Here is a 21,686-nt window from a genome sequence, read left to right as displayed (position 1 = left end):
TTTAATTCGACGTGGTTTGTTTTTAAAAAGTCACAAATATCAATGAGTAGTTAATTAGAGTACTTTATGGAATCCCAACGCAGCTTTTTGTTAATTGGCCTAGCAATGGTCAGCTTTCTATTGTGGCAACAGTGGCAAATTGATTACGGCCCAAAACCTGTTGAACAAACGACCCCTTCTACGGTTCAAACAGATGGTAACGGCGCAGTAGTCACAAACAGTGACGCTCCTCAAGTAACTTCACCAGAACAAATGGGTGTTGCAAATACGACGGCTATCAGTGAAAAAGTCATTTCAGTGACTACCGACACCTTATTACTTGAAATTGATACCAAAGGTGGAGACGTGATTTCTGCTAATTTAGCCGATTTCCCACTGACCCAAGGCTCTTCTGAATCCTACAGCTTACTTAGGCCAAGTGGTGAGCATTTATATGTTGCGCAGAGTGGTTTAGTCGGACGTGATGGTACAGATAGCAAAAGTCGTCCTGTTTACTCAGCTGAACAAGACAGTTACACCTTAACTGGTGATAGTTTATCAATACCTCTTACATACACTGCACCTAATGGTATGACGGTTGTTAAAACCTTTACTTTTGCCAAAAATAGCCATCGAATAGATGTAAGTTATGTTGTTACTAACAATTCATCGGCTAGCAAACAGGTCCAACAGTTTGGCCAATTAAAGCAGAGCATGGTAGAGGGTGAAGGCAGTATGTTCATGCCTACCTACCGAGGCGGCGCGTATTCAACAGAAGAAGACCGATATAAAAAATACGGTTTTGATGATATTGCAGACAAAAAACTAAACGAAACAACCAAGGCTGGCTGGGCCGCCATGATTGAACATTATTTTGTGTCAGCCTGGGTACCCCCGCAAGATGAAACAAATTCTCTTTATAGTGCTGTTAGGCAAAATACGAATGCCGTTATTGGTTTTACTGGGCAAGTCGTAACGATAGAGCCAGGTCAAACAGCTGAAATCAATAGTATTCTATACCTCGGTCCAAAAGATCAAGATACCTTAGCTGGCATTGCCCGCGGTCTAGATTTAACCGTTGATTATGGTTTTTTGTGGATGATTTCTAAGCCGCTCTTCTGGTTGTTGCAATATATCCATAGCATTGTCGGTAACTGGGGCTACGCCATCATCATTATTACCATTATTGTTAAGGGCAGCATGTACTGGCTGACTAAAAAGCAATACGAATCAATGGCTAAAATGCGTGCACTTAAACCTAAAATGGATGCCTTGAAAGAACGCTTTGGTGATGACAGGCAGAAAATGCAGCAAGCCATGATGGAGCTGTATAAAAAAGATAAAGTAAATCCTATGGGCGGTTGCTTACCTCTACTATTCCAAATGCCAATATTCTTAGCCTTGTACTGGGTATTATTAGAAAGTGTAGAGTTACGTCACGCAGACTTTATTTTTTGGATCACTGACTTAAGTGCAAAAGACCCCTACTTTGTTTTGCCAATTTTAACGGGCATATCAATGTACTTATTGCAAAAACTTCAGCCCATGACAATGACAGACCCTATGCAACAAAAAATAATGCAGTTTATGCCCGTAGCCATGAGCTTATTCTTCTTTATTTTCCCAGCAGGTTTAGTTCTGTACTGGTTAATCAGTAACGTCATTACTTTAGTTCAAGCTAAGTTTATTTATGCCTCAATGGAAAAACGAGGCTTACAAACTAAATAAGAAATAGATAGATAAATATTATCAGGCCCGTTGCATATCGATTAATAAGATATAAAACGGGCTTTTTTTTGCTTACAATAAGCGTACTGTATCTTTAATCAATAGGACCAAGCATGCCCTCTTTTGACATCGTTTCAGAAATAGATCTCGTTGAATTAAAAAACGCGGTTGATAATGCAAACAGAGAAATTACAACACGCTTCGATTTTAGAGGCGTTGATGCTAGCTTCGAACTTAAAGAAAGTATCGTAACTATGGTAGCTGACAATGATTTTCAATTGCGTCAAATGTTGGATATTTTGCGTGGTACCTGTGTAAAAAGGGGTGTAGATACGGCCGCTTTTGAAGAAAAAGACGTGCAACACATTGGTAAAATATACAAACAAGCCATCGCTTTTAAACAGGGAATTGAGCAAGCAACAAGTAAGAAAATAATTAAACTGATTAAAGAAGCGAAAATAAAGGTTCAAGCTTCAATTCAAGGTGAACAAGTTAGAGTCACAGGTAAAAAACGAGATGATCTTCAACAGGTGATGGCTTTAGCTAAGGGTGCAGACTTAGATCAACCCGTGCAATTTACCAACTTTAGAGATTGATTTAAGTCGTGCCTAACTCAACTACAGCTTTCGATACAGAGACCATTGTTGCCCAAGCGACGGCCCCAGGACGAGGAGGAGTGGGGATACTAAGAATATCAGGACATCTTGCTAAATCAGTAGCCCAACATGTATTGGGTAAACTGCCAGAAACAAGAAAAGCCGAATATTTGAGTTTCAAAGATCAGGATGGTCAACTCATCGATCAAGGCATAGCCTTGTTTTTTAAAGCCCCTAATTCGTTCACTGGCGAAGACGTACTTGAATTGCAAGGCCATGGCGGTCAAGTTGTGCTGGATATGTTATTACAAGCAATCCTTAAATTAGGCAATATTCGTATTGCTAGACCAGGTGAGTTCAGCGAAAGAGCCTTCTTAAATGACAAACTGGACTTGGCACAAGCTGAAGCGATAGCCGATTTAATAGATGCCAGCTCTGAGCAAGCAGCAAAGGGTGCATTACGATCATTGCAAGGCCAATTTTCTCAACAAATTCATCAACTTGTTGAACAAGTCATTCATTTACGCATGTACGTAGAAGCTGCTATTGATTTTCCTGAAGAAGAAATTGATTTTTTAAGTGATGGCAAAATTCAGGCTGATTTATCTGCCATTATTAGTTCATTCGAACAATTAAGACGGCAAACGAAACAAGGCACCTTATTACGAGAAGGCATGCGGGTCGTTATTGCTGGAAAGCCTAATGCTGGAAAATCTAGTTTACTTAATGCCCTCGCCGGCCGTGAAGCAGCAATTGTTACAGATATCGCAGGCACAACTCGAGATGTACTTAAAGAACACATACATATAGATGGTATGCCCCTTCATATTATTGATACCGCAGGTTTACGTGATAGCCCTGATAAGGTTGAAAAAATAGGCATTGAAAGGGCGTGGCTTGAAATAGAACAGGCAGATCGTGTTCTGTTTATGCTCGATAGTACGGATACCCTCCACACTCATCCACAGTTAATTTGGCCAGAATTTTTTCAAAAAATTCCTAGCAATATTGGACTTACTGTCATTCGTAATAAAATTGATTTAACCGGTGAAGCGGTAGGTATTAACGAAGAAGGCGAGTATCCGGTCATATCGATTTCAGCAAATGATGGTAATGGAATTTCGTTACTCACAGGACACCTAAAAGCCTGTATAGGTTTTAACAGCAACAATGAAGGACAGTTTATCGCTCGACGTCGCCACTTAGATGCCATTGAGCGAGCAGCAGAGCATTTGTACCTTGGAAAACAGCAGCTTGAGGAACACCTAGCGGGTGAACTATTAGCAGAAGAATTGCGCTTAACTCAAGATCAGCTTAATCAAATCACCGGAGAATTTAGCTCAGATGATTTATTAGGTAAGATTTTTTCTTCTTTTTGCATCGGCAAGTAATTATATCTACACCAACATAGTGCCTGCACTTCAAGCAAGGTACAATTAACCAAACAGAGTGTAAGAAGACAAAATAATGGCAAGGTTTGACATCATTGTAGGGAGTGTATTAGGTGCTAGCGAATATGTCGCTGATGCCTTGGCTGATACATTAAAAGACCACAGTCACAGTTCACTCATCCATCTCGTCCCAAATTATGCAGATATTGCTAAAGACAGCATTTGGTTAATTTGTACCTCTACGCATGGTGCTGGTGACTTACCCGATAATATCCAGCATTTTGCTACACAAATCAGTGAGCAAGATTTAAATGGGCTCTCCTTTTTGGTGGTTGGTTTAGGCGATAGTAGTTACGATACTTTTTGCAATGGCGCTTACACGCTTGAACAAACATTAATTCAATCAGGTGCCAAATTACTTATTCCTGCACTGCATATTGATGTTTTAACCCATCCCATTCCTGAAGAAGTCGCTATTGAGTGGTTAAATAATATGTTGCCTTCACTAGCATTGTCCTAATGCACATTATAATTACGCAATGAATATTAACCAAGCTGAACAAAGTGCTTTAGAGCAAGCACTCAGTAATGAAGCCAGAGTGCTATATTTATTGGGCTTGAAGGGTTCTGTAGATAATAAAACCGGAATAACTCAAGCTCTAAATTATAAAAATTTAATAAAACTGCTGAATGCAAAAGAAGAAAAATTTACCCTTGGTCGGCAAATAAATAGTTTAATAAAAGAATTACTCAATGTCGGCCTTGTCAGCTTCAAAAGCGAAGTAGAGTTAAATCATAGCTTCAATGGCAAAGTACTGTTGCTACCTTTAATGTTAACAGCACCAGATGATTATGCAAAAATGCACATTGAATGGCAAAGCATGCATACTGGTTGGCAACCAAATGAAAATTTACTCGCTGACTTAGCAAAGTTAATGGGTATCATTGATTATCGCTATTCTGAAGAAGAATTAGGCGAGTTTATCTCCTATTGGCTAAGTCGGCCTGAAAGTCATTTCAGCCAATTTCAATGGACGCAAAAGTTTGTTTTTAATTTAAAGCGAAAACGTTTAGCCCATGGGACTAAAAATGTGCATAAAGTAGGTCAGCAATTGGTACCAGTGAAAGCTGGAATAGTGGCCGACGACAATGCCAAGAAGTTAGTTGAAAAATACAGTAAAACTAGCAATATAAAATCTAACTAAATGCCCTTTTAACCCATTAAATTTTGGATTGTAAATTCTGTGGATAATATCAAGAATAAAATTCAGCAATTAGGTAAAGCATTAGGCCGTCAGTATATCCCTGATAAATATACCGACTACCAATCTTTGCGGACAGAGTACGAAGCGTTAGCCAATCGAGATGTTAGGTTAATGCAACAAGAAAGCAAAAAGCATCGTATTCAGTCTATTCAGGGACGCTCAGATTTAAACTCCAGTTGGACCTTTGCAAATCTAATTGAAGACAGTGAAGACGTTATTGAAGCCGTTAGCATTGCCAAGTCTTTTATTGCTGCTCATGAGGACATTAATTGGCGAAGAAGTGGTTCGCATATGATGATATTTTATGGCGACTACGGCCGTGGAAAATCTCATACTGCAGGAGCCATTGCTCACGAACTCATAGAAAAGTTCGAGATATCTGTATTGTATCGACAGCTATCAAGCATCCTAGAAATGCGCTTTTTTTCATACGACTACAATGCACAAGATAATGTTGCACAAAAATTTCGAGAAATTAACCAAGAACTCTTGGACGTTGACTTATTAATACTCGATGAAGTTTGTGTAAATGAAACCACGCTGAAAAAAAATGCGCAAAGTTGGCTTGGTAATTTGTTACGACAAAGACTTGCTAATCACAAAAATTGCATATTAATTACCAACCATAACTTAGCTGAATTAGAACAAGCCTTAGGCAGTTATTGTTTCGAATCAATTAAAGAATATGATACTTACAAAGTTAAGTTTTCTGGTCCCAGCCGTCGAAAAGAGATAATACCTACTCAAGTAGAATCTAAACCAGCCTACAGTGGATACAGACCCAATCAAGTAAGATAATGATCGGTGATCACTGTTAACACGCTAGTATGCTAGCTAATACTGATCACTGATCCCTTCAGTTATATGCACCCTCCTTAATTTTTTAAGTCAAACCTCGCTGTCATAAGGCTTTACAGTCGTGTGAACTGCGATCATACTTTTAATACTACATCAGCAAATTTGATCAGACGATCACAGTTTACTCACAGCTAGATCACCGCTTATAAAATTATGTGTATAAAATTATGTATAACACCTTAATAAGCAGTACATATACACTTAATACAATTACCTATAATCTTCATTGTGGATAAAACCACTGGTTACACCCAGTGTATACCGCGTTGATCAAGCTTTACACACACACTTACATGCTAATTAAGTAATTGATTTTAATAACATATAATGCCTTATCCACAGAAAATCGCTTTACTAATAGTAGTAGTAATAAGTAAAGATCAAATAGATCATATAAAGATTAAAGATGATCGGATCGTTACTTTGAATATTTTTTAAGCATTTCAAAAAAGACTTTTTACATATAGAATACGCGCCCGTTTTGAGTGGGTGAATATTACCAAGAGGCATATCATGTTTTATCAGCAACAATTTGACGTCATCGTTGTAGGTGGAGGCCACGCAGGCACTGAAGCTGCGTTAGCATCTGCTCGCATGGGTGTCAGTACATTATTGTTAACCCACAATATTGAAACATTAGGACAAATGTCATGTAATCCAGCAATTGGTGGGATCGGCAAAGGGCATTTAGTCAAAGAAATTGATGCTTTAGGTGGTGCAATGGCACTGGCGACGGATCAGGCTGGGATCCAATTTCGTACTTTAAATTCAAGTAAAGGGCCTGCAGTAAGAGCAACTCGAGCTCAAGCAGATCGGGCTTTGTACCGAAAAAGCATCAGACACATGTTAGAAAATCAAGCTAATCTAACCTTGTTTCAGCAGTCTTGTGATGATCTGATTGTGGAAAATGATCAGGTTGTTGGCGTTGTTACCCAGATGGGCCTTAAGTTTAAGGCGAAGTCTGTAGTGCTTACCGTGGGAACCTTTCTTGGTGGAACAATTCATATTGGAATGAATAATTACAAGGGAGGTAGAGCAGGTGATCCACCTTCGATCGCACTTGCAGATCGTTTACGTGCTCTACCCTTTCGGGTTGATCGTTTGAAAACAGGCACCCCTGCAAGATTAGACGCAAGAACTTTAGATTTTACTGCTATGCAAGAACAACATGGCGATGACCCTATCCCGGTTTTTTCATTTTTAGGAAAAACCAGTGATCATCCACGACAAGTGCCTTGTTATATTACTTATACAAACGAACGCACCCATGAAATAATTCGTGGCGGTCTTGACCGTTCTCCCATGTATACCGGTGTTATCGAGGGAATAGGCCCACGGTACTGTCCGTCAATTGAAGATAAAATTCACCGTTTTGCAGACAAAGATTCTCATCAAATATTTGTTGAACCAGAAGGTTTGGATAGCATTGAAATTTACCCAAATGGAATTTCGACTAGTCTCCCCTTTGATGTTCAAATGAATTTGGTTCGGTCAATCAAAGGTTTTGAAAATGCGCACATCATTCGCCCAGGTTATGCGATCGAATATGATTTCTTTGATCCACGGGATCTGAAACAGAGTTTAGAGACCAAGTTTATCAAAGGTTTATTTTTTGCGGGACAAATCAATGGAACAACAGGTTATGAAGAAGCAGGCGCTCAGGGCCTCGTAGCCGGTGCTAACGCAGCTTTATCAAGTCAGGATAAAGATTCGTTCACTTTACGCCGTGATGAAGCTTACATGGGCGTATTAATCGATGATCTGGCCACCATGGGGACCAAAGAGCCTTATCGAATGTTCACTAGCCGTGCTGAATATCGTTTATTGCTTCGTGAAGACAATGCTGACATGCGTTTGACGGCGTTAGGTCGCAAAATAGGTTTAGTTGATGATCATCGCTGGCAAGTATTTAATGAAAAACTTGAAGCAATAGAATTAGAAAGCCAGCGTTTGCGATCAACTTGGATCCACCCTCATCATCCAGCTGTCAATGAATTAAACCAAGTATTGAAAAACCCGGTTACTCGTGAGAATACCTTGGAAGATTTAATTCGACGTCCTGAAATGACGTATCAACGTTTAATGAAAATCGAATCTTTGGGTCCACAAATAGCCAATATTCAAGCCGCTGAACAAGTTGAAATTCAAATTAAATATGCGGGATATATCGAACGTCAAAAAGAAGAAATTGCTAAGACGCTACGAAATGAAGATACCCTCATTCCCTTAGATTTTGACTATAAAGTAATATCAGGTTTAAGTAACGAAGTCGTGGCAAAATTAACAAACGCTAGACCAGAGACCATCGGCAAAGCAGGACGTATATCTGGCGTTACCCCAGCAGCCGTTTCTTTGTTGCTTGTGTATTTGAAAAAACACGGCCTACTTGTTGGCAGTTTAAACAGTAAAAGTAGAATTTCAGCCTAATGGAAGTGTTAAAAGAACAATTAATAGCACAACTCAATACTGTGTTAAAAGACAGCGACATTCAGCCAAATGTTGAACAAGTCGAAAAGTTAGTTGCTTATGTATTGCTGATGCATAAATGGAATAAGGCTTATAACCTCACATCTGTTCGAGAGCCTGAGCAAATGTTAATCAAACATATCGTCGATTCTATTGTGGTTGCTCCCTTCTTGACCGAAGACAATTATATTGATGTTGGTACAGGACCAGGTTTACCTGGTATTCCATTAGCCATTATGTGTCCTGAAAAATATTTTGTGTTACTTGATAGCTTAGGTAAACGAGTGCGTTTTATGAAACAGGTTGCCTATGAACTTAAGTTAAATAATATTGAGCCAATTCAAAGTCGAGTAGAAGATTATCAACCCCTTATACACATCCAAGGTGTAATCAGCAGAGCTTTCGCTTCATTAAAAGATATGTTGCACTGGTGTCAGCATCTGGTAGATTCGCAAGGTGTATTTTTAGCTCTTAAAGGGCAATTACCGAGGGACGAGCTTAAAGAAATTGGTGATGATTTTAACATCACGGAGATTATTGCATTAAGCGTACCGAATTTAGTAGGCGAGCGGCATATTATAAAAATTCAAAAAAAATAATCTCATCGGTTTTATTTTAAGTTTATCAGTCAACGTTGTAGTTAATTAAAAAGTTAGTGGAAAACTATTTTGGGTAAAATCATTGCAATTGCTAATCAAAAAGGTGGGGTTGGTAAAACCACGACCGCTGTGAATGTTGCCGCGTCTATGGCTGCAACTAAACGCAAAGTTTTGCTTATTGATTTAGACCCTCAAGGCAATGCGACCATGGGGAGCGGTATTGATAAGTATGCCGTCGAAAACACCTGTTACGAGCTGCTGATTGAAGAAAAACCCATCGAAGAAGTGTTAATTAAAGAAACCTCTGGTAAATATCACTTAATCGCAGGTAATAGTGATATCACCGCTGCTGAAATTAAATTGATGGAAGTCTTTGCACGAGAAGTTCGATTAAGAAATGCATTGGCTTGCGTTAAAAATTATTATGACTTTATTTTTATTGACTGCCCACCCTCATTAAATCAACTAACGGTTAATGCTATGGCGGCAGCAGACTCTGTTTTGGTTCCAATGCAATGTGAATACTATGCGCTTGAGGGACTTACGGCCTTAATGGATACCATTAAAAAGTTGGCGTCTGTGGTAAATCCCGAATTAAAAATCGAAGGTGTACTGCGAACCATGTATGATCCTCGTAATCGATTGGCCAATGACGTATCTGAGCAACTTAAGCGACATTTTGGTGAACAAGTATATCGAACTGTTATTCCACGTAATGTCAGATTGGCCGAAGCGCCTAGCTTTGGGACTCCCGCCATGTACTATGACAAATCATCAACAGGTGCTAAAGCCTACTTAGCTTTAGCCGGAGAGATTCTTCGTCGTAGTAAAGCAAATGTATCAACAAAGGTAAGCTAATTTAGCTGCTAAGTTGTCAATAAATAGAATAGAGGAATCTATGTCGGTTAAAAAACGAGGTTTAGGTCGTGGCCTTGATGCGCTATTAGCAACCAGTCAATCATCTAATAATCAAGCCCCTGAACAAGAAGGTGAATTACGTAAGATCCCTGTAGAATTTTTACAGCCAGGAAAATATCAACCCCGAAAGGATATGTCTTCAGACGCCTTAGAGGATTTAGCTGCCTCGATTCGTTCACAAGGTGTTATTCAACCGATTGTTGTGCGGCAAATCAGTGAGCAAAAGTATGAAATTATCGCTGGAGAGCGTCGCTGGCGTGCATCACAAATAGCACGTCTAGATGTGATCCCTTGTTTAATTAAAGACGTTCCTGATGAAGCTGCCGTCGCTATCGCATTGATCGAAAATATACAGCGAGAAGACCTAAATGCGATGGAAGAAGCACAAGCATTAGACCGTTTAATGGTTGAATTTGAATTAACTCATCAAGAAGTGGCAACTGCGGTAGGAAAATCTCGAACCACGGTAACCAATTTACTACGACTCAATAATTTAAATGAAGATGTAAAGTTATTGCTTGAACATGGTGATATTGAGATGGGCCATGCCCGTGCGCTGTTGTCTTTGCAAGGTGAACAGCAAAATGAAGCTGCGCAAATTGTGTCTGGTAAAGGATTGACCGTTAGAGATACTGAAAATTTGGTTAGGCGACTTCTTGAACCGGTCAAACCGAAAGAGCAGACAAAACCGGATCCTGATGTTCAGCGTTTAGAAACTAGCTTATCAGAAAACCTAGGGGCTCCAGTGAGCATTGCTCATAATGCTAAAGGAAAGGGTAAACTGGTGATTAACTTCTCAAGTTTAGATCAACTTGATGGTATTTTAAGCCACATAAAATAAAAAGTGACTCAATTTAAGTTTTCCTTAAGCTAAGTTAAGTTGTAAGTTGCTTAGTAATTATCCAATCACCCTAACAAAACAGGTATAGATGTTGTAAATTGGCGCCAGTAAAGTATACTTTTGGCGCTTTTTGTTAAGGTTTATTTGTTAAGAGGGATCAAATGGCAGTTAGTTTGGTCCTAGAAGGGCAGAAGCTTGCTAGAAAAGTCATTATTTATCAAAGTATTCTAGCCATAGTTATAGCTCTTTTTTTTACCTTTTATGGTGGTAAAAATAGCGGTTTATCAGCAGCTTATGGTGCTGTTTCTGTAATTTTACCCAGTATGATTTATGCATACTTTGCCTTCAGATATGCCGGTGCTAGACAAAATAAACTAGTAGTGCGGAGTTTTAACAAAGGTAGCAAAATAAAATTTATCTTAACCATTGTTTTATTTGTTTTTATTTATCGATGGCAAAATGTCGATCTTATGGCTCTCATGGTGAGCTTCACCATCGTATTATTAGGGCAATGGCCCATTATTATTTTAGTAAGTCGCGTTAAAAAAACACGAGTAGTTGAGCGATAACGAGACCGAAGTACCGTTTTTTAACTTTAAAATTTGGATGGAAAAATGGCAGGAACAAGTGGCGAACAAACCATTAGTGGTTATATTCAGCATCACTTGACTAATGCTGCTGTCGGTGAAGGTTTTTGGACTTTTCACATTGACACGCTGGCTTGGTCTGTGATTTTGGGATTTGTATTTATACTAAGCTTTCGCGCAGTAGCAAAAAAAGCAACAACGGGGGTGCCAAGTAAATGGCAAGCTTGCGTTGAGCTAGTGGTTGAATTTGTTGACAACACCGTTAAGAGTACTTACCACGGCAAAAGTGCATTAATAGCCCCTTTAGCGTTAACCATTTTTGTTTGGGTTTTGCTAATGAACTTGATGGACTTAATCCCGGTTGATTTTCTACCAACTGCTGCAGCGCTAATTGCTGGTGAGTCGATGGAAACAATTGCCTCTGGTCAATCTCATGTATACATGAAAGTAGTACCGACCACTGACGTTAACATGACATTTGCTCTGTCTTTAGGCGTATTCGCGTTAATGATTTTTTACTCAATAAAAATTAAAGGCTTTGGCGGCTTCATGAAAGAGTTGTACGCCCACCCTTTCAATACACCATGGTTGTATTGGTTTAACTTTATACTAGAGCTTGTTTCTCTAATTGCTAAACCCTTGTCTTTGTCTTTGCGTTTATTCGGTAACCTGTATGCTGGCGAACTTATATTTATTCTTATCGCAGGCACCATTGGTTTATGGCAATTGCCGTTACACTTTATTTGGGCAGCGTTCCACTTACTGGTTATTCCTTTACAAGCCTTTATATTCATGATGTTGACTATCGTGTATCTAAGTCTTGCTAGTGAAGAACACTAATTACCATTTAATTTATATGACAAGAGTCACCTCAAATACTGGCTGTTTGAGGGTCGGCACGGACGCCTTACAAACTTTTTTACGTGTTATTTTTTAAACTTTAACTTTAACTTCAACTCAAAGGTGAAAATCTATGGAAATCTTAGGTAATTTATATATCGCAGTAGGCATTTTGATTGGTCTATGTGCACTAGGTCCGGCAATCGGATTTGGTATACTAGGTGGCAAGTTCCTTGAATCTGCTGCTCGTCAACCAGAACTTGCTCCTACCCTACAAGTAAAGATGTTTATCGTAGCGGGTCTTATTGACGCTATCGCGATGATCGGTGTGGCTATTGCCCTTTTCCTATTATTCGTTGAAAGCGCCAAGTTTGCTGTATAAGCACCTTACTACCCATTAACGAATAGAGGAGGAGCGGTTTTGAATATCAATGCCACTCTACTTGGCGAATTAATAGCATTTATATTCTTCGTGTGGTTCTGCATGAAGTTTGTATGGCCTCCCATTATGGGCGCTATTGAAGAACGCCAACAAAAAATAGCAGACGGCTTAGCTGCGTCAGAACGAGGTGAACAAGATCTCGAACTAGCACAGCATAAAGCGGCTGAACAGTTAAAAGAAGCCAAAGTGCAAGCGGCTGAAATTATTGAGCAGGCCAAAAAGCGTGGGTCACAAATTGTTGACGAAGAAACGCAACGTGGTCACTCCGAACGCGAAAAAATTATCGCGCAAGGATACTCTGAGGTAGAAGCGGAACGTAATCGTGTTAAAGAAGATTTGCGCAAGCAAGTTGGTTTGTTAGCGATTGCCGGAGCAGAACGAATCTTAGAGCGTGAAATTGATGCAGCAGCACAAAGTGACATAGTTGAAAAACTTGTCGCTGAGCTATAAGGGGTACATGAGCTATGTCTGAATTGACTACCATTGCTCGCCCTTATGCCCAAGCAGCGTTTGAATATGCCGTTGAACACAAGGCGGTAAGTCATTGGCAAGACATGCTTATGTTTGCCTCTGAAGTAGCTAAAGACGAAAGCATCAAGGGTCTGTTGACCGGTGCAGTTGCTGCTCAGAAATTGGCTGAAATATTTAATGGCGTATGTGGCGAACAACTCGACAAACAGGGTCAAAACTTAATTCAAGTTTTGGCTGAAAACAGACGTCTAGATGCGTTACCAGAAATATTTGAATTGTTTAATCAGCTCAAAGCTGACCTAGATAAAGAAATTGATGTTGAACTTGTGTCAGCAACAAAGCTTTTGAAAGCACAACAAACTTCTATTGGTAATGCATTAGAAAAACGTCTAGCACGTAAAGTTAAGCTGAATTGTAGCGTGGATCCTACACTGATTGCCGGTGCTATTATTAAAGCCGGTGATACAGTTATTGATGGTTCACTACGAAGTAAATTAAACCGTCTCGCAGACGCGTTACAAGCATAGCGGGGAAAGAGCATGCAACTGAATTCCACTGAAATTGCAGAACTGATTAAACAACGAATTGATCAGTTTCAAGTAGTAAGTGAAGCTCGTAATGAAGGTACCATTGTTGGTGTAACCGACGGTATCATCCGTATTCATGGCCTTGCAGATGTTATGCAAGGAGAAATGATTGAGCTTCCTGGTAATCGTTACGCTATCGCATTAAACCTAGAGAGAGATTCTGTAGGTGCGGTAGTTATGGGTCCCTATGCGGATCTTCAAGAAGGCACTAAAGTTAAATCTTCAGGCCGCATATTAGAAGTACCTGTAGGACCTAAATTATTAGGTCGTGTAGTTAATACACTAGGTGCCCCTATTGATGGTAAAGGCGCGATTGAAGCAGATGGTTTTGAACCAGTAGAAAAAATCGCACCTGGCGTTATCGAACGTCAATCTGTAGACCAACCCATTCAGACAGGTTATAAATCTGTTGATGCTATGATCCCTGTTGGTCGTGGTCAGCGTGAGTTAGTTATCGGTGACCGCCAAACAGGTAAAACTGCTTTAGCAATCGATGCCATCATCAATCAAAAAGATTCTGGTGTTAAATGTATTTATGTCGCAATAGGCCAAAAGGCGTCAACAATTGCTAACGTAGTACGTAAATTAGAAGAGCATGGTGCCCTAGCCCATACTATTGTTGTTGCCGCATCTGCTTCAGAATCTGCCGCATTACAATACTTAGCGCCTTATTCTGGTTGTACTATGGGTGAATACTTCCGCGATCGTGGTGAAGATGCGCTAATCGTATATGATGATTTGTCTAAGCAAGCAGTTGCTTATCGTCAGATCTCGTTACTATTACGTCGTCCACCAGGTCGTGAAGCGTATCCTGGTGACGTATTTTATTTACACTCTCGCTTACTGGAGCGTGCAGCACGTGTTAATGAAAAATACGTAGAACGTTACACTAAAGGTGAAGTAACAGGTAAAACTGGTTCTTTAACGGCCTTACCTATTATTGAAACACAAGCCGGTGACGTATCAGCTTTCGTACCCACTAACGTAATATCTATCACTGACGGTCAGATTTTCTTAGAAACTGACTTGTTTAACTCAGGCATTCGTCCTGCAGTTAACGCAGGTATTTCGGTATCTCGTGTTGGTGGTGCAGCTCAAACTAAAATCATCAAAAAACTAGGTGGCGGTATACGTTTAGCCTTGGCTCAGTATCGTGAATTAGCAGCTTTCTCGCAGTTCGCTTCTGACCTTGATGACGCTACTCGTGCTCAATTAGAACACGGTGAGCGAGTAATGGAATTAATGAAACAAAACCAATACGCACCACTTTCGGTGGGTGATATGGGGGTTTCTTTATTCGCTGTTGAAAAAGGGTATTTGAAGGATATCGAACTAGGAAAAATCCTAGATTTTGAAGCTGCCTTACACTCTTACATGAACAGTGAATATGCTGAGCTTATGGGAAATCTTAATAAAACTGGTAATTTCAATGGTGAAATTGAAGCCACATTAAGTGAAGCTTTAACTAAATTTAAAGCAACGCAAACGTGGTAGTCAATTGTTGCTTCTGTGCCTAGCTCAGAAGCAACTCAGTTGAATAATCGGAGATAGAACTATGGCCAGCGGTAAAGAGATAAAAGGTAAGATCGGCAGTATTAAAAATACGCAAAAGATCACCAGCGCTATGGAAATGGTTGCCGCTTCTAAAATGAAAAAGGCACAAGACCGGATGGCTTCAAGTCGTCCTTATGCTGAGAATATTCGCAGCGTAATTGGTCACTTAGCCAATGCGAACCTTGAATATCGCCATCCTTACTTGGAAGAACGCGAAGTAAAACGCGTGGGTTATATTGTCATTTCAACCGATCGTGGATTGTGTGGTGGATTAAACACCAATGAATTCAAATTGGTTATTAAAGATGCAAAGAAATGGCGTGATCAAGGTGTGCAGGTAGATTTTGCAGCACTAGGCTCTAAGGCTTGTGCCTTTTTCAATCGATTTGGAGGTAGTGTAGTTGCTGCTGAATCTGGTATTGGAGATGCTCCTACAGTCAAAGATATTATTGGCTTAGTGCGAATCATGTTGTCGGCATTTAACGAAGGTAAAATCGATCGCTTGTTTTTGGTATTCAATAAATTTGTAAATACCATGAGCCAGGCGCCGCAGATTGAGCAATTGTTGCCTTTGCCTAAATCAGATGAGAAAGCGTTACAACATCGTTGGGATTATATTTATGAGCCCGATCCAAAACCTATTTTAGATAGATTACTGGTTCGTTTCGTAGAATCCCAAGTATATCAGGGCGTAGTTGAAAACTCTGCGTCTGAGCAGGCCGCTCGTATGGTTGCTATGAAAGCTGCAACAGATAATGCGGGTGATATTATTGAAGACTTGCAGTTGATATATAACAAAGCTCGTCAAGCAGCAATCACTCAAGAAATCAGTGAAATTGTTGCTGGTGCGGCAGCGGTGTAGGCAAAGATTTACGAATTTAAGAGGAATTAACATGAGTCAAGGTAAGGTCGTCCAAATCATTGGCGCCGTTGTGGATATCGAATTTCCACAGGATTCGGTTCCAAAAATATATGACGCATTGCGTATCACAGAAGGTGATTTGCAAGGTTTGACCCTAGAAGTGCAACAACAACTAGGTGGTGGCGTTGTTAGAACAATCGCCATGGGTACTACTGATGGTTTACGTCGTGGTCTTGCGGTTGTGAACACTGGTGAATCAATTATGGTTCCAGTGGGTAAAGCAACCTTAGGTCGTATTATGGACGTATTAGGTAACCCTATTGATGAAGCAGGTCCCATCGGTGAAGAAGAGCGTATGTCTATTCACCGAGCAGCGCCTACTTATGAAGAGCAATCAAACTCGACTGAACTACTTGAAACAGGCATCAAAGTTATCGACTTAGTTTGTCCGTTCGCTAAGGGTGGTAAAGTGGGCTTGTTCGGTGGTGCCGGTGTGGGTAAAACCGTAAACATGATGGAGCTTATTCGTAACATCGCTATCGAACACAGTGGTTATTCTGTATTTGCTGGTGTAGGTGAGCGTACTCGTGAAGGTAACGATTTCTATCATGAAATGAACGAATCCAACGTACTTGACAAAGTATCATTGGTTTATGGTCAAATGAATGAGCCTCCTGGCAACCGTTTGCGCGTAGCATTAACTGGTTTAACCATGGCTGAGAAATTCCGTGATGAAGGCCGTGATGTATTGTTCTTCGTAGATAACATCTACCGTTATACCCTTGCTGGAACAGAAGTATCAGCATTGTTAGGTCGTATGCCGTCAGCGGTAGGTTATCAGCCTACTCTTGCAGAAGAGATGGGTGTACTTCAAGAGCGTATCGCATCAACCAAAACAGGTTCAATTACCTCTGTTCAGGCGGTATATGTACCAGCGGATGACTTAACGGATCCATCACCTGCTACGACCTTTGCTCACTTAGATGCAACTGTAGTATTGTCGCGTGATATCGCTTCTTTAGGTATTTATCCAGCGGTTGACCCTTTGGCTTCTACTTCACGTCAACTTGATCCACTTGTTATTGGACAAGAGCATTATAGTACAGCACGTGGTGTACAGTCAGTATTACAACGCTATAAAGAGCTTAAAGACATTATTGCGATTTTGGGAATGGATGAATTGTCTGAAGAAGACAGATTGTCGGTATCAAGAGCGCGTAAAATTCAGCGGTTCTTGTCTCAACCTTTCTTCGTAGCCGAGGTATTTACTGGTTCTCCTGGTAAGTATGTCTCTTTGAAAGATACTATCAACGGTTTTAAAGGCATTCTAGAAGGTTCATATGATCACCTTCCAGAACAAGCTTTTTACATGGTAGGTTCGATAGAAGAAGCCTCTGAAAAAGCGAAAAAGATGTAAAACGTATCCTTAGATACGTTTTTACTCAATCAGATCGGGAGGTTTAATGGACGCTATGACAGTACAACTAGATGTAGTAAGCGCTGAAGATAGTATTTTTTCAGGCTTAGTCGAGTCTATTCAAGTCACTGGTAGTGAAGGTGAACTAGGAGTAAATCCTGGCCACGCACCTTTATTAACTACCTTGAAACCTGGTATGGTTCGTTTAGTAAAGCAATTCGGTGTAGAAGAAATGATCTACATCGCTGGTGGTGTGCTTGAAGTTCAACCTGGCCATATCACTGTATTAGCTGATACCGCGATACGTGCTGAAGACTTGGACGAACAAGCGGCTATCGAAGCTAAAAAACGTGCAGAAGAGCATATTGCTAACCCAAGTGCTGATTTTAATTATGCTGAGGCAGCTATTGAGTTAGCTGAAGCAATCGCGCAGTTACGATTAATTCAAAAACTACGTAAATAATTAAAGTCACTGAGCTTACTCATACATTGTTTCATGTGAAACCCGACTTATGTCGGGTTTTTTGTTTCAAGCATAACGAATGCTCACTTACAATTTTTACGGTAATTCTCTGCCCTTAGGTATTAACAAATATGTCTCATGTTTGCGAAGATTAATGACCTAATAAGAACAAATTTTATCTAAAATTAAGAGTAAATTTGTGATATTTACTTTAAGGTAATAGCTAGGCCATAACAGACAGGACGTACTTTTATGAAGATAAAATATTTCTCTTTTCCTACCTTGATTATATTTAGCGGCATTCTTAGTGTTTTTTCCTGTACCAAAACAGACCAACATACAATCGAGAGGATAAACTATTGGGACAAGCAGGCTGAAATTATGATTTTGGTTGGGCCTGATAAAACCAAAGTGTTTGAGTGGGTTTATGCGCTTGATAAAGAAGCGACTTATACTGGTGATGAACTACATGCAAATGTAGAAAAGCTTCTCCCAGACAATCAGCGACCTCAATGTATACGATTGTCGATCGAGTTTGATGAGAACGACAGGGTTAAAGACCATGTGGTCACCTTGGTAAAAGACTGTACACCCTAAGTATTACGTCCTATTTTTAGCACTTGTTGAAACAAGGAAGTTCCTTAGTGCTCTGAATTGATTATCTAGTTCGATAACGAGTAAGGTGGATTTCGCATTATCGACAATGTCATTTTTTAATAGAGTTTCTAACTCTTCTAAGGTGACTTTCGCGGCATACAAACCACATTGATCGAGTTTAAATTTTAGTTCCGTTATCGCTATTAAAGTACTGCTGACAGCACCCTCAGTTAAGCTTAGTTGAAAATGACTGAGATAGTTGTCAATGTCGTTGCTCAATTGACTTAAGGCCTTTAAGAGCTGCTCTATGCTGTTACTGTGATTGGTGATACCAAGAGGTATATCAACTAAAGGTAAATCAATACATTGCCGAGTTAAACGCATAATTCTCGGTAATTCTCGGGTTACAGCTAACTCATCTTCTTGTGTAGCACTATATTCCAATTCAGCGTATTCTTTTCCGAGTAAATCAAAGCCAAAAGAACTGGCTGAACCACTTATTCTATGAGCCAAAAGCTGAATTTTTTTAATATCTTTTGTTTTCCGAGCTGCCTCAAACTTACTTAACTGTATTCTTAAATCGTTTTGATAATCTCGGGTTAACGCCAACATGTCATTGCGGTTTATTAAAGGTTGCACTGAGTTAGATATAGATAAATATCGACTTAGTACGTCGATAAACTGCGTTCTAGATATCGGCTTGGCTAAATGATCATTAAAACCTAATCGCAAATAATACTGAACTTCATGATTCATACTATTTGCAGTTAACGCTACGACTGGGGTTATATTCCCCAATGCTTTGATTTTTTGAAGAGCAACTAATCCGTCCATTTTGGGCATATGGATATCTAACAAAATAAGGTCAAATTTTTGATAAAAAAGTGCTTCTAGAACTTGTTCGCCATTTTCAACATCCACAACACTGATATTCATGCGTTTTAACATAATAGTGATTAACTCACGATTATTAGCATGATCGTCGGCTAACAGTACACGTGTGCCGTTGAAGTCAGGTAAGTTATCGGGAGCAGACTTACCCTCAGGCTTAGCGAGGCAAATTTCACCTACTGATGAAATCCATATGGTATTTAGGGTTTCACGTAGCGTAAACGACAAGGTAAAACTAGAACCTTTTCGAGGTGCACTTTTTACCTGAATGTCACCCCCTAAGCCTAATGCCAGCCGTTTAGATATACTTAAACCAAGGCCGGTTCCACCTAAACGACGATTAATCGAAACATCAGCCTGGGTAAAGGGTTCAAAAAGTTTATCTAAATGTGACGGTGCTATACCCTCCCCTGAATCACTAATAATAATAACTAAAGCTTGCTCTTCAGTTTTTACCGTTAAACCAACGAAGCCATGCTCGGTAAATTTAATCGCATTATTGGTTAAATTAAATAAAATCTGCTTCAGCCGGGTAGGATCGATCAGAATTTCCGAGGGAAGTGGAAACTGATAGTCAATGTGAAATGCTAAACCTTTGTCTCGAGCTCGTGTTCCTACAACCGACTCTATTTGTCCTAATATAGAAAAAAGCGAGGTAGGAATAAATTCAAAGTCTAACTTATTAGCCTCAATTTTACTGAGATCTAAAATATCATTGATAACACTGAGTAAATGACTGCCATTGTCGCCAATAATCTTTATCACCCTGTCTTGTTCGGCTTTATCAATATCGCCCAATAATATCCCATCTGAATAGCCAATGATTGAAGTTAATGGGGTACGTATCTCATGGCTCATTGAAGCCAAGAAACGTCCTTTGGCTAAACTTGCCTCGACTAATTCAATATTGCTTTGCTCAAGTTCCTTATTCAGTTGTTTAAGTTCGTTTGTCCTTTGTTCAACTGTTTTTTCAAGGTTTAGTGTTAAGTCTAAATTTCGAATAGCCACTTCTCTTACCTTTACCGATATAGCAAAAGCAAACAGCAAGGTTTCAAGACTATTTCCTATTAAACCCATTAAATAGATATTTAAGTTGTATGAAGGTAATAAGCCTAGGTTGATAAAGTTACCAACGGCATTAGGCGCTAAAACAGCCAATAAAGCACAGGTAAAGTAACACGCTGTTATTGATCCTCTGTACCAGGCTATTGCCCCTACATATAAGCCTATAAACATAACAACAGAGGTCGATACAGAGGCTAAATATAATCCGATTCCTGGATTGTAGGCGGCAATAAATACTGTTGGAATACAAAGTAATGCCACGGCCTTCAATATAAATGCCGTTTTAGCAGAGGTTTCGTGCATTTTGAGTAACTGAATAAAAAATAAACTATAGAAAACAGCTCCCAGTATAAAACTAGACATCAGCAATGCGGTTGAAACTCCTAAGCCAAGATGCTCAGGTAGACCAAAAATACTCGCCCAGCCGAGAGCAAAACAAAAGGTTGCAAGCGCGTAGTTGAGATATTGATACTGTCTTACCACAAAGAATATGAAAAAATTATAAACTGCTAATGCCATACACACGCCCAAACACAGCAACATGATGACGTTTTCAATATTAAATTGTTGACTCAATTCATTTAAAGCTCTGATTTGGATTTTGATAGGAGCAAAAAAATACTCACTTTTAAATAGCATGAGCACGGTTATGCTGTGCCCCTTATCTAAGGTAATAGGAACGCCATAGTGAAAATCTTGTGAATTTAATTCAAGCTGCCCCGTTGAGATTGTTTGGGCCTTTGAATTGAAGGGGAAATGGTTAAAAATAGAGACGTTTATGTGTTCAACAACTGAGCCAAAAGGGTAAATGAACCAAGCGGTTTGGTCGCCATCATTAACTAATGTAAATACTGTTAAATAAGTATCCCCAAGAGCGTTTGTCTTTTTATGTGGCTCTAATCGGCTGAGTAATCTGTTAAGTTCTGGTAGTGATGTGGGTGTTGAATGTTTTTCAGAATTAACACTGTAAAAAGGTAAACGATTACTGATATCCGTTTGCCCAATTTCAGATAAATTGAAGTGGGGGACAGATTGATTGCCAGCGTGGCAAACCGTAAAAATACTAAAAAAAACAGTCGAAAAAACCAAAAAATAAAAGCGAAAAAAAGTCAAAAAACACCAACATCAGTCTAGCTATAGTGTTTATACCCACAACTTGTTTTTGTGTAACACAGAAAAGTTATGTTAAAACTACGCGGATCCAAAATAATGGCTCAAGCATGCCATAAGCAAGGCTAATTTCAAAAAGAATATAAGAGATTTTTTCTT

21 protein-coding genes are annotated in these 21,686 nt (G+C 39.6%); 20 read left to right on the top strand and 1 reads right to left on the bottom strand.

What is annotated here, in order from left to right:
• Positions 1-66: 66 nt before the first annotated feature.
• The 20 genes from yidC to NWQ57_RS11735 all read left to right on the top strand — a co-directional run bounded on the left by yidC (position 67) and on the right by NWQ57_RS11735 (position 18,461).
• Positions 67-1,707 carry a membrane protein insertase YidC gene (gene yidC / locus NWQ57_RS11830; RefSeq protein WP_306022355.1) on the top strand — a complete coding sequence of 547 codons (1,641 nt, stop codon included), beginning with the start codon at positions 67-69 and terminating at the stop codon, positions 1,705-1,707.
• 113 nt (positions 1,708-1,820) lie between these two features.
• Positions 1,821-2,303: a YajQ family cyclic di-GMP-binding protein gene (locus NWQ57_RS11825; protein WP_306022354.1), complete on the top strand. Its 483-nt coding sequence runs from the start codon at positions 1,821-1,823 to the stop codon at positions 2,301-2,303.
• An 8-nt stretch (positions 2,304-2,311) separates the two neighbouring features.
• Entirely contained in the window at positions 2,312-3,694 is a 1,383-nt protein-coding gene (mnmE, locus tag NWQ57_RS11820; protein ID WP_306022353.1) for a tRNA uridine-5-carboxymethylaminomethyl(34) synthesis GTPase MnmE, read from the top strand.
• A 76-nt stretch (positions 3,695-3,770) separates the two neighbouring features.
• On the top strand, positions 3,771-4,214 hold the full coding sequence (mioC, locus tag NWQ57_RS11815; protein WP_306022352.1) for an FMN-binding protein MioC: 444 nt from the start codon (positions 3,771-3,773) through the stop codon (positions 4,212-4,214).
• Between the two features lie 19 nt (positions 4,215-4,233).
• Positions 4,234-4,899: a DnaT-like ssDNA-binding domain-containing protein gene (locus tag NWQ57_RS11810; RefSeq protein ID WP_306022351.1), complete on the top strand. Its 666-nt coding sequence runs from the start codon at positions 4,234-4,236 to the stop codon at positions 4,897-4,899.
• A gap of 39 nt (positions 4,900-4,938) precedes the next feature.
• Positions 4,939-5,757 (top strand): ATP-binding protein, encoded by an 819-nt coding sequence (locus tag NWQ57_RS11805; protein ID WP_306022350.1) that lies wholly within the window; start codon positions 4,939-4,941, stop codon positions 5,755-5,757.
• Positions 5,758-6,330: 573 nt separating this feature from the next.
• Positions 6,331-8,244, top strand: a complete 1,914-nt coding sequence (gene mnmG / locus NWQ57_RS11800; protein ID WP_306022349.1) for a tRNA uridine-5-carboxymethylaminomethyl(34) synthesis enzyme MnmG — start codon at positions 6,331-6,333, stop codon at positions 8,242-8,244.
• Complete coding sequence (gene rsmG, locus NWQ57_RS11795) at positions 8,244-8,882, top strand: 16S rRNA (guanine(527)-N(7))-methyltransferase RsmG (RefSeq protein ID WP_306022348.1); 639 nt, start codon at positions 8,244-8,246, stop codon at positions 8,880-8,882. The genes mnmG and rsmG overlap by 1 nt, the downstream gene beginning before the upstream one ends.
• A gap of 69 nt (positions 8,883-8,951) precedes the next feature.
• Positions 8,952-9,740 carry a ParA family protein gene (locus NWQ57_RS11790; RefSeq protein WP_306022347.1) on the top strand — a complete coding sequence of 263 codons (789 nt, stop codon included), beginning with the start codon at positions 8,952-8,954 and terminating at the stop codon, positions 9,738-9,740.
• 40 nt (positions 9,741-9,780) lie between these two features.
• Positions 9,781-10,641 (top strand): ParB/RepB/Spo0J family partition protein, encoded by an 861-nt coding sequence (locus NWQ57_RS11785; RefSeq protein WP_306022346.1) that lies wholly within the window; start codon positions 9,781-9,783, stop codon positions 10,639-10,641.
• 161 nt (positions 10,642-10,802) lie between these two features.
• On the top strand, positions 10,803-11,210 hold the full coding sequence (locus NWQ57_RS11780) for an ATP synthase subunit I (protein ID WP_306022345.1): 408 nt from the start codon (positions 10,803-10,805) through the stop codon (positions 11,208-11,210).
• A gap of 45 nt (positions 11,211-11,255) precedes the next feature.
• Complete coding sequence (gene atpB / locus NWQ57_RS11775; protein ID WP_306022344.1) at positions 11,256-12,068, top strand: F0F1 ATP synthase subunit A; 813 nt, start codon at positions 11,256-11,258, stop codon at positions 12,066-12,068.
• A 133-nt stretch (positions 12,069-12,201) separates the two neighbouring features.
• The gene (gene atpE / locus NWQ57_RS11770; RefSeq protein WP_008842484.1) at positions 12,202-12,450 is read left to right on the top strand and encodes a F0F1 ATP synthase subunit C; all 249 of its coding nucleotides are present in this window, start codon (positions 12,202-12,204) and stop codon (positions 12,448-12,450) included.
• 39 nt (positions 12,451-12,489) lie between these two features.
• The gene (gene atpF, locus NWQ57_RS11765) at positions 12,490-12,960 is read left to right on the top strand and encodes a F0F1 ATP synthase subunit B (RefSeq protein WP_306022343.1); all 471 of its coding nucleotides are present in this window, start codon (positions 12,490-12,492) and stop codon (positions 12,958-12,960) included.
• Between the two features lie 14 nt (positions 12,961-12,974).
• Positions 12,975-13,508 (top strand): F0F1 ATP synthase subunit delta, encoded by a 534-nt coding sequence (gene atpH / locus NWQ57_RS11760; RefSeq protein WP_306022342.1) that lies wholly within the window; start codon positions 12,975-12,977, stop codon positions 13,506-13,508.
• Between the two features lie 12 nt (positions 13,509-13,520).
• Positions 13,521-15,062 (top strand): F0F1 ATP synthase subunit alpha, encoded by a 1,542-nt coding sequence (atpA, locus tag NWQ57_RS11755; RefSeq protein ID WP_306022341.1) that lies wholly within the window; start codon positions 13,521-13,523, stop codon positions 15,060-15,062.
• A gap of 61 nt (positions 15,063-15,123) precedes the next feature.
• The gene (atpG, locus tag NWQ57_RS11750; RefSeq protein WP_306022340.1) at positions 15,124-15,984 is read left to right on the top strand and encodes a F0F1 ATP synthase subunit gamma; all 861 of its coding nucleotides are present in this window, start codon (positions 15,124-15,126) and stop codon (positions 15,982-15,984) included.
• 31 nt (positions 15,985-16,015) lie between these two features.
• The gene (gene atpD, locus NWQ57_RS11745) at positions 16,016-17,401 is read left to right on the top strand and encodes a F0F1 ATP synthase subunit beta (protein ID WP_306022339.1); all 1,386 of its coding nucleotides are present in this window, start codon (positions 16,016-16,018) and stop codon (positions 17,399-17,401) included.
• A gap of 46 nt (positions 17,402-17,447) precedes the next feature.
• Positions 17,448-17,864, top strand: coding sequence for a F0F1 ATP synthase subunit epsilon (locus tag NWQ57_RS11740; protein ID WP_306022338.1), 417 nt, complete (start codon positions 17,448-17,450; stop codon positions 17,862-17,864).
• A gap of 252 nt (positions 17,865-18,116) precedes the next feature.
• Positions 18,117-18,461 (top strand): hypothetical protein, encoded by a 345-nt coding sequence (locus NWQ57_RS11735; RefSeq protein WP_306022337.1) that lies wholly within the window; start codon positions 18,117-18,119, stop codon positions 18,459-18,461.
• A gap of 3 nt (positions 18,462-18,464) precedes the next feature.
• Here NWQ57_RS11735 and NWQ57_RS11730 read toward each other — a convergent pair whose 3' ends face one another.
• Positions 18,465-21,530, bottom strand: a complete 3,066-nt coding sequence (locus tag NWQ57_RS11730; protein ID WP_306022336.1) for an ATP-binding protein — start codon at positions 21,528-21,530, stop codon at positions 18,465-18,467.
• Between the last annotated feature and the right edge of the window lie 156 nt (positions 21,531-21,686).

The organism is Paraglaciecola sp., from assembly GCF_030730205.1.
In the GTDB taxonomy this organism is placed as follows: Bacteria; Pseudomonadota; Gammaproteobacteria; order Enterobacterales; family Alteromonadaceae; genus Paraglaciecola.
The sequence above is the reverse complement of the archived record's forward strand: the minus strand, read 5'-3'. Positions and strand labels throughout refer to the sequence as shown.

Coding starts and splice junctions, on each gene's coding strand:
- yidC (WP_306022355.1), top strand. CDS start 67: ATGGAATCCCAACGCAGCTTTTTGTTAATTGGCCTAGCAATGGTCAGC.
- NWQ57_RS11825 (WP_306022354.1), top strand. CDS start 1,821: ATGCCCTCTTTTGACATCGTTTCAGAAATAGATCTCGTTGAATTAAAA.
- mioC (WP_306022352.1), top strand. CDS start 3,771: ATGGCAAGGTTTGACATCATTGTAGGGAGTGTATTAGGTGCTAGCGAA.
- NWQ57_RS11810 (WP_306022351.1), top strand. CDS start 4,234: ATGAATATTAACCAAGCTGAACAAAGTGCTTTAGAGCAAGCACTCAGT.
- mnmG (WP_306022349.1), top strand. CDS start 6,331: ATGTTTTATCAGCAACAATTTGACGTCATCGTTGTAGGTGGAGGCCAC.
- rsmG (WP_306022348.1), top strand. CDS start 8,244: ATGGAAGTGTTAAAAGAACAATTAATAGCACAACTCAATACTGTGTTA.
- NWQ57_RS11785 (WP_306022346.1), top strand. CDS start 9,781: ATGTCGGTTAAAAAACGAGGTTTAGGTCGTGGCCTTGATGCGCTATTA.
- NWQ57_RS11780 (WP_306022345.1), top strand. CDS start 10,803: ATGGCAGTTAGTTTGGTCCTAGAAGGGCAGAAGCTTGCTAGAAAAGTC.
- atpB (WP_306022344.1), top strand. CDS start 11,256: ATGGCAGGAACAAGTGGCGAACAAACCATTAGTGGTTATATTCAGCAT.
- atpE (WP_008842484.1), top strand. CDS start 12,202: ATGGAAATCTTAGGTAATTTATATATCGCAGTAGGCATTTTGATTGGT.
- atpH (WP_306022342.1), top strand. CDS start 12,975: ATGTCTGAATTGACTACCATTGCTCGCCCTTATGCCCAAGCAGCGTTT.
- atpA (WP_306022341.1), top strand. CDS start 13,521: ATGCAACTGAATTCCACTGAAATTGCAGAACTGATTAAACAACGAATT.
- atpG (WP_306022340.1), top strand. CDS start 15,124: ATGGCCAGCGGTAAAGAGATAAAAGGTAAGATCGGCAGTATTAAAAAT.
- atpD (WP_306022339.1), top strand. CDS start 16,016: ATGAGTCAAGGTAAGGTCGTCCAAATCATTGGCGCCGTTGTGGATATC.
- NWQ57_RS11740 (WP_306022338.1), top strand. CDS start 17,448: ATGGACGCTATGACAGTACAACTAGATGTAGTAAGCGCTGAAGATAGT.
- NWQ57_RS11735 (WP_306022337.1), top strand. CDS start 18,117: ATGAAGATAAAATATTTCTCTTTTCCTACCTTGATTATATTTAGCGGC.